Origin of the sequence: Chamaesiphon sp. OTE_75_metabat_556, from assembly GCF_031378165.1 — a bacterium.
Lineage (GTDB): Bacteria > Cyanobacteriota > Cyanobacteriia > Cyanobacteriales > Chamaesiphonaceae > Chamaesiphon.
In genome coordinates this window covers 1-5821 of record NZ_JANNDR010000126.1, presented here as the reverse complement: position 1 = coordinate 5821, position 5821 = coordinate 1, and the positions used below count along the sequence as shown (strand labels likewise).

Genomic DNA, 5821 nt, shown 5'->3' with positions numbered 1-5821 from the left:
CCTGTAGCAACTAGTTCGTGATATTGGTCGATCGTCCACTTGGCAATAGTTATACTCATTCGAGTGTCTCCTCGATCTTCAATAAATTAAGGGTGCGATTTTTGCCTGGACTTCGGCAATTACTTCTGGCGAAACGGTTTCTATAAACTTTATTTGGCGTACTCTCCAATCTAGAGATCTAATTTGGTCTACTAAAATAACGCAATGAGTTTGCAAATCTTCTGGTAATAATACTTCAAATGGATAACCTTTTTGCTGGCTAGTAATCGGACAGAATAACGCTAGCGAACTCTTCTCACTATAAGCCGCAGGCGAAATAATCAACGCAGGTCGATAGCCGCGCTGTTCATGTCCCTTAGTTGGGTTAAAATCTAGATAGACAATATCGCCGCGATTTGGAATATAGCTAGTTGTCATTACCAGACTTCTTCCCCTACAGATACCCCAGTATCGATCTCTGCATGACGATTTTCTGGTGTAATTCCGGCAATTAATTCATCTAATGAGTATTGTTTTTGTTTTCTAGGTCTAATCGTGAGATTACCATCGATCGCGACGAGTTCTACTTCCGCGCCATCGATTAGTCCAATCTCTTTGGCTAAGTGTTGGGGAATCCTTACAGCTAGGCTGTTACCCCATTTTGCGACATTTCCCACCATTACTCAAGCTGCTCGATCGCGATCGAGTAGAAACGTTGTATCTACATTATAACGTAGGTCAGATCGAATTCTATTTAGTTTCAGGGTCTTGCCGTAGCAATGTTTCTATATCTTGACTACCACTAATCACATGGAGAATAGTTACCTCTTCTTCTGTAACTTCGTAAAAGATAATATAGCCATCGAGTGGAAGTCCACGTAGCAGGGGTGCGATATGACTATAACTCCGCCCCATTTTCGGAAACTGGATGAGATGTTGGCATTTGCGATTAAATTCTTGAAATAGCCGTTCTCCAGCGTCGATACTTCGGCTCATATAGTACTCAGAGATCCGCTCTAGATCTTGGCTGGCTGAGGGTGCGATCCTGTAGCGACGAGTCATTAGGATCTGGCTTCCCTTGCTTGACGAAATCGCTCTAGAATATCATTCACCACTGTCTGCCCATCTAGCACTTCGCCTCTGGCAACTTCTGCTCTAGCAATGTCTACTTTTTCCCGAACTTCGTTCACCCATTGCTGATATTCAGCACTCTGTTTCTCCAGCAACCGAAAGGCGGTATCGATCACTTCTTCAGGGTTGCTAAATTGCCCTGCGTCAATTTGCGACTGAATGAATCGTTCGTGTTCGGGTGTAAGGACGATCGCCATAGGTGAAAGCAATACTGGTTATACTTATAGTCTAACGCACTTCAATCTCAAGTTTGCACTGCAAATTCGTCGGGATGAATGCCACGATTTACCCAATTAGATCTAGGTGTGTTAATTTACACATTTTGGCTTGTTCGATTATTCGCTCTAGCTCTGCTTGTTCCATTGATAGATTATAAACATAGCTAAGATTGTTATTGCTTCTGAATAGATTACGATCGATCGATCTTTAACTTCCCAATTCCATCGATATCTAATAAATACCCTTGCACCATCTCTAAAGCATATCGATCGGGTAAAACTTGCTGAAACTTACTAAACCGATAATTAGGTAAGCTTTTTAACAAATATTCCTGAGTAGTTTTCGCTTGCCAAAACTCAGGCTTAGTCACTTCGGCGATCGCACTATCGAACGTTACAGGCGTTAAATGTTCGCCAGTTATCGTTACCTGAAAATTATCCGCCCTCACTTCCCAACCCCATAGACATTCCAAGCCATATTTAAGCGTGCGATTGATGCGTCCGCCTGCATACGTCCACCATTGAACCTTCTCTTCCTCCCAAATCGTTCCTTCAATAACTTCCTGACGACGTTCTTCACGAGCGTTATTTAATACCGATTTGGCGATCGGATCGAGATAAACTAAATCCTGTTTAGATTTTAATAAAGCTGCAATTTCCTGACAGATATCCCAACCCAGAAATTGAGGAATAAATCCGCCCCAAGTTGGTTTCTTGCCTTGCGGTGCGGGGGCAACGATCAGAGAGCGATTATCTCGATCAATCGATTGCGCGATCCAAGCTCTCCCACCCAAAAGGAAACAACTAATTCCAGGAGTCAGAGTATCGATGAACTTCTGTTCTAAAGAACCGATCGGTTGTTCTTTTTCGGTATAAACATCATACTGTTGGGGCGAACTAAATACGGCATAGAGAGCCATGAAATTCTTGCGCCCGAAGGCTTTTTCGGATTCAGTTCCGATCGCCAGTAAGCCCCCATTTAGGTAGAGGTAATTCGTTTTAAGCATATGCTTGATTAAGCGATCGAATTCTGCCTTTTTAATCCCTTTAAAATCGGGAATCGTGCCTAATTGCGCCCACACATCCCCTGGTGAAATTGAAGTAGCTTGCAGCGTCATCGCCAGTAATTGTTGGACTAATACCGCCCAATTGCGATCGGATACGACGATCGATTCTACCCAATTCCGGCGGGCCAATTCGATCACCGCGATCGCTTGTAATAATGCTGCTGAATTATCGATTAAAAACGTTGTATTAGCACCGCCACCGCGTCTACCCGTGCGCCCCAAGCGTTGTAAAAAAGCCGAAACCGTATCGGGCGCATTAGCTTGAAGAACCGCATCCAAATCGCCAACATCAATGCCCAACTCCAACGTCGAAGTACAGACAATGCAATTATTATGCCCATTGGCAAACCGCTCCTCCGCCAGCGTCCGCTCCTCCAACGCCACCGAACTGTGATGGATAAATACATCAATGCCGCGATTTTGCATCGCCCCAGAGATTTCCTCAGCCAACGCGCGACTCTGACAAAATAAGAGACTCTTTTTGCCCTGAGCCAACATACTCGATCGATTGGCGATATCCGTCTTGGAATCCTGCATCAAGATCCGAATTTCTTTCTTACTATGTTCCTTCGGCGGATCGATCTTACAACGCGGGCGTTTGGAAGTCCCCTGTAACCAGTCCAGAATCGTGTCAGGATTGCCCACGGTGGCACTCAAACCCACCCGTTGGACATCATTGGCACTTACCCGAATTAACCGCTCTAGCACGGACATCAAATGCGCCCCGCGATCGCTCCCAGCTAGGGCGTGAACCTCGTCGATGACGATCGCGCGCAAATCTGCAAATATCTCTGTATGCGGCACACTCGCTGACATCAACATCACTTCCAAGGATTCGGGCGTCGTCATCAACAGCGTCGCTGGCTGTTTGCGGAAGGCTTTTTTCTGAGCGGCTTTGATATCCCCATGCCACAGAAACCGACTCAAACCGAGCATCTCTGTATACATCCCCAATCGATCGGCTTGATTATTCAATAACGCCTTAATCGGCGCGATGTAGAGTATCCCCACCCCTTGCGGTTCCTTTGCTACCATCTGCGCCAATAGCGGAAACATACTCGCCTCCGTCTTACCGCCAGCCGTCGGTGCGAGGACGATTGTATTATAGCCATCGAGGATTGCATGTCCTGCCAGTTCTTGGACTGGGCGCAAGGACGTCCACCCCAAGCGGGAAGTAATCGCAGCTTGCAATCGATCGGGAAAACGGGAAAAAGCAGATGTCATGCATTCAGTAGTGAGTTAGCAATAGAATAAGTGTATGCAATTTTTTGACAGAAACTTAGTCTATATGGATGAAATATCGACTAATCGAATTCGCAAATTTCTAGCGATATCGCCACTCTCAAACATTGACACATAAAGCAATTAAGCCCGATCGATATCATGGTATACAGTGTCATGCATCGATCTAGTTTGCAACCAATTTCCTAGTAAATATTTATTCATGCCGCCCCTGCCACTCTCTGATACTGTCATTCAGCTCATCGATAATTTGCAATTGCAGCCTCATCCTGAGGGTGGTTTTTATCGTGAAACCTGGCGATCGGATCTGTGTGTACCCAGGTCGATTTTACCCGCTGGTTATACTGGCGATCGCGCAGCGGGGACTGCGATTTTGTTTCTACTACCCACTGGTTATTGTTCGCGGTGGCATCGAGTGCGATCGGCGGAATTATGGTTTCATCAAGCAGGCGACCCACTGGAGTTAGTCACTGCGGAAACTTTACACGGGGCACCACAAGTAACCTGTCTCGGTCGAGATGCCTGCTGGCAGGCCGTTGTGCCGCCGAACCATTGGCAACAAGCGCAGCCGATCTTCGGTAGTGTGGGATATGCGCTAGTTGCCTGTGTAGTGGTGCCTGGATTTGACTTCGCCGATTTTGAAATGAGCGATTCTTGATTTCGGTTTTCACGGTTTAGCATAGCAGGCTCGGTAGAACTTTAAAGTAGAACTTTAAAGTAGAACTTTAAAATTGGCAAATATACAGAGGCTGATGTAGATATCTTGTATCACTTATTGAGGTCTGGCGATCGTGAAACTATCTCACAACTAGGCAGTACAATGTCAATATTAACGAAAAAGATACCCACGTCGGCGATCGCATTTATCAGCAGTGGGATGAATAGGAAATCAAAGTAATGTCAGCAGATCGACGGCGACATAGATTAGAGCAGGAATTAGATGCTTTAGAACAGCAATACGATTTATGGCATACAAAACTGCATCGATTGTCCCAGGCTAGAGCGATCGAAAATGATGCGGCAACTATTTTTAAACAAGATAAGCAAATCGAAGAAGCTCAAGCAAAAGTCGATCGATTAAAGCCGAAGATTGAATTACTAGAAGAACAGCTTAGTAGTATTTTTCAATTTCTCGCTCCAGGTAATGATTTTACTAATCCTGCCCCAGTATCACCGATCGATCTAGATTTTTCCGATATTTCTGAAGATACTATCCAACGAGCTTATCAAGATTCACTACCTCCTGATGCAGGTGTGTGGAGTTTGGCGGGAAATAATATCTCTCAAAAGATACATACCCTCGAACAGTTTGGAAGATTATCTGAATTCTTCGATCGATTAATTCAATCTAAAAATCTGACTCCAGAAATACGCGATCAATTCCAGGAGATCGCGAAACAATTAGCTGCAAAAAAGCCCCCAGAAACCAACAACAATAGATCGTCGCCTAAATCTGATGGCGATCGAGTAGCTAATAAGTCATATCTAATTGCTACTCTCACTCCTGACGATCGAGATCGATTCCTACTAAGAGCTTGGTTAATTACAGATGATTCAGAACAAGATATCTCGAAAAGATTCGATCCTCTCCTCGATCCAGATGACAAACTACCAGGGAAAATATGTAAACTCACTCAAGTCCCGATCGAACTCAATCGGTTCCTCAAAAAAGCTCTCAAACAGCTAAGAGGGAGGAGATACGAACTAACGATCGAGGTATTCTTACCTATCAACTTGATGTGTATGGAGATCGATCGCTGGAAAATTATCGATCCGATCGCTGATGAAATTACTGTAGGAATTAAGTATCCAATTCGACTGCGATCGTTAGAACGTCTAGATCTCGATTACTTAGATGCTTATCTTTCACAATGGTATGAAGCTTGGGATAATGTCAGGATAGTTTTGCAAGATGATTCAATCCATACTGAATTTGAACATCTGCAAGTAATAGAGCATTTTAACTGGGAAATATTGAGAAATAATTTGAAATATAAAATTGGACTGAAAGTTACTTGCACTCATCCTCGATCGATGAGAAAAGATTTATTTAGAGCAATTCTGCAAGCGACAACACCTGTGGCGATCTGGATTAGGCAAGATCTGCCAGAATTAGATCGAGTCAGCGCGATCGATGAGATTTTAGCTTTGCAACCATTATGCCATTTGTGCGAATCGGTTCGG

At 44.3% G+C, this 5821-nt stretch carries 7 protein-coding genes and 1 pseudogene; 3 read left to right on the top strand and 5 right to left on the bottom strand.

The annotated features are described in order from the left end of the window. Positions 1-78 precede the first annotated feature (78 nt). From mazF to RMO27_RS05405, 5 genes are all read right to left on the bottom strand, one after another. Entirely contained in the window at positions 79-417 is a 339-nt protein-coding gene (gene mazF, locus RMO27_RS05425) for an endoribonuclease MazF (protein ID WP_309730148.1), read from the bottom strand. Next, complete coding sequence (locus tag RMO27_RS05420) at positions 417-659, bottom strand: AbrB/MazE/SpoVT family DNA-binding domain-containing protein (protein ID WP_309730145.1); 243 nt, start codon at positions 657-659, stop codon at positions 417-419. The genes mazF and RMO27_RS05420 overlap by 1 nt, the downstream gene beginning before the upstream one ends. A gap of 70 nt (positions 660-729) precedes the next feature. Further along, positions 730-1041 carry a type II toxin-antitoxin system RelE/ParE family toxin gene (locus RMO27_RS05415; protein ID WP_309730141.1) on the bottom strand — a complete coding sequence of 104 codons (312 nt, stop codon included), beginning with the start codon at positions 1039-1041 and terminating at the stop codon, positions 730-732. Next, the gene (locus RMO27_RS05410) at positions 1041-1307 is read right to left on the bottom strand and encodes a type II toxin-antitoxin system ParD family antitoxin (RefSeq protein ID WP_309730138.1); all 267 of its coding nucleotides are present in this window, start codon (positions 1305-1307) and stop codon (positions 1041-1043) included. The genes RMO27_RS05415 and RMO27_RS05410 overlap by 1 nt, the downstream gene beginning before the upstream one ends. A gap of 212 nt (positions 1308-1519) precedes the next feature. Further along, positions 1520-3619, bottom strand: coding sequence for a DEAD/DEAH box helicase (locus tag RMO27_RS05405; protein ID WP_309730135.1), 2100 nt, complete (start codon positions 3617-3619; stop codon positions 1520-1522). A 220-nt stretch (positions 3620-3839) separates the two neighbouring features. Between RMO27_RS05405 and RMO27_RS05400 the strand changes: the two genes are divergently transcribed. The 3 genes and pseudogenes from RMO27_RS05400 to RMO27_RS05395 all read left to right on the top strand — a co-directional run. Next, a complete protein-coding gene (locus tag RMO27_RS05400; protein WP_309730132.1) occupies positions 3840-4295 on the top strand; it encodes a cupin domain-containing protein in 456 nt (151 codons plus the stop codon). A 161-nt stretch (positions 4296-4456) separates the two neighbouring features. After that, positions 4457-4522, top strand: a pseudogene (locus tag RMO27_RS23740) (hypothetical protein); the annotation flags it as partial. A gap of 12 nt (positions 4523-4534) precedes the next feature. Next, on the top strand, positions 4535-5821 hold a 1287-nt coding region (locus tag RMO27_RS05395; RefSeq protein ID WP_309730129.1), incomplete at its 3' end, for a hypothetical protein.

Coding starts and splice junctions, on each gene's coding strand:
- mazF (WP_309730148.1), bottom strand. CDS start 417: ATGACAACTAGCTATATTCCAAATCGCGGCGATATTGTCTATCTAGAT.
- RMO27_RS05420 (WP_309730145.1), bottom strand. CDS start 659: ATGGTGGGAAATGTCGCAAAATGGGGTAACAGCCTAGCTGTAAGGATT.
- RMO27_RS05415 (WP_309730141.1), bottom strand. CDS start 1,041: ATGACTCGTCGCTACAGGATCGCACCCTCAGCCAGCCAAGATCTAGAG.
- RMO27_RS05410 (WP_309730138.1), bottom strand. CDS start 1,307: ATGGCGATCGTCCTTACACCCGAACACGAACGATTCATTCAGTCGCAA.
- RMO27_RS05405 (WP_309730135.1), bottom strand. CDS start 3,619: ATGACATCTGCTTTTTCCCGTTTTCCCGATCGATTGCAAGCTGCGATT.
- RMO27_RS05400 (WP_309730132.1), top strand. CDS start 3,840: ATGCCGCCCCTGCCACTCTCTGATACTGTCATTCAGCTCATCGATAAT.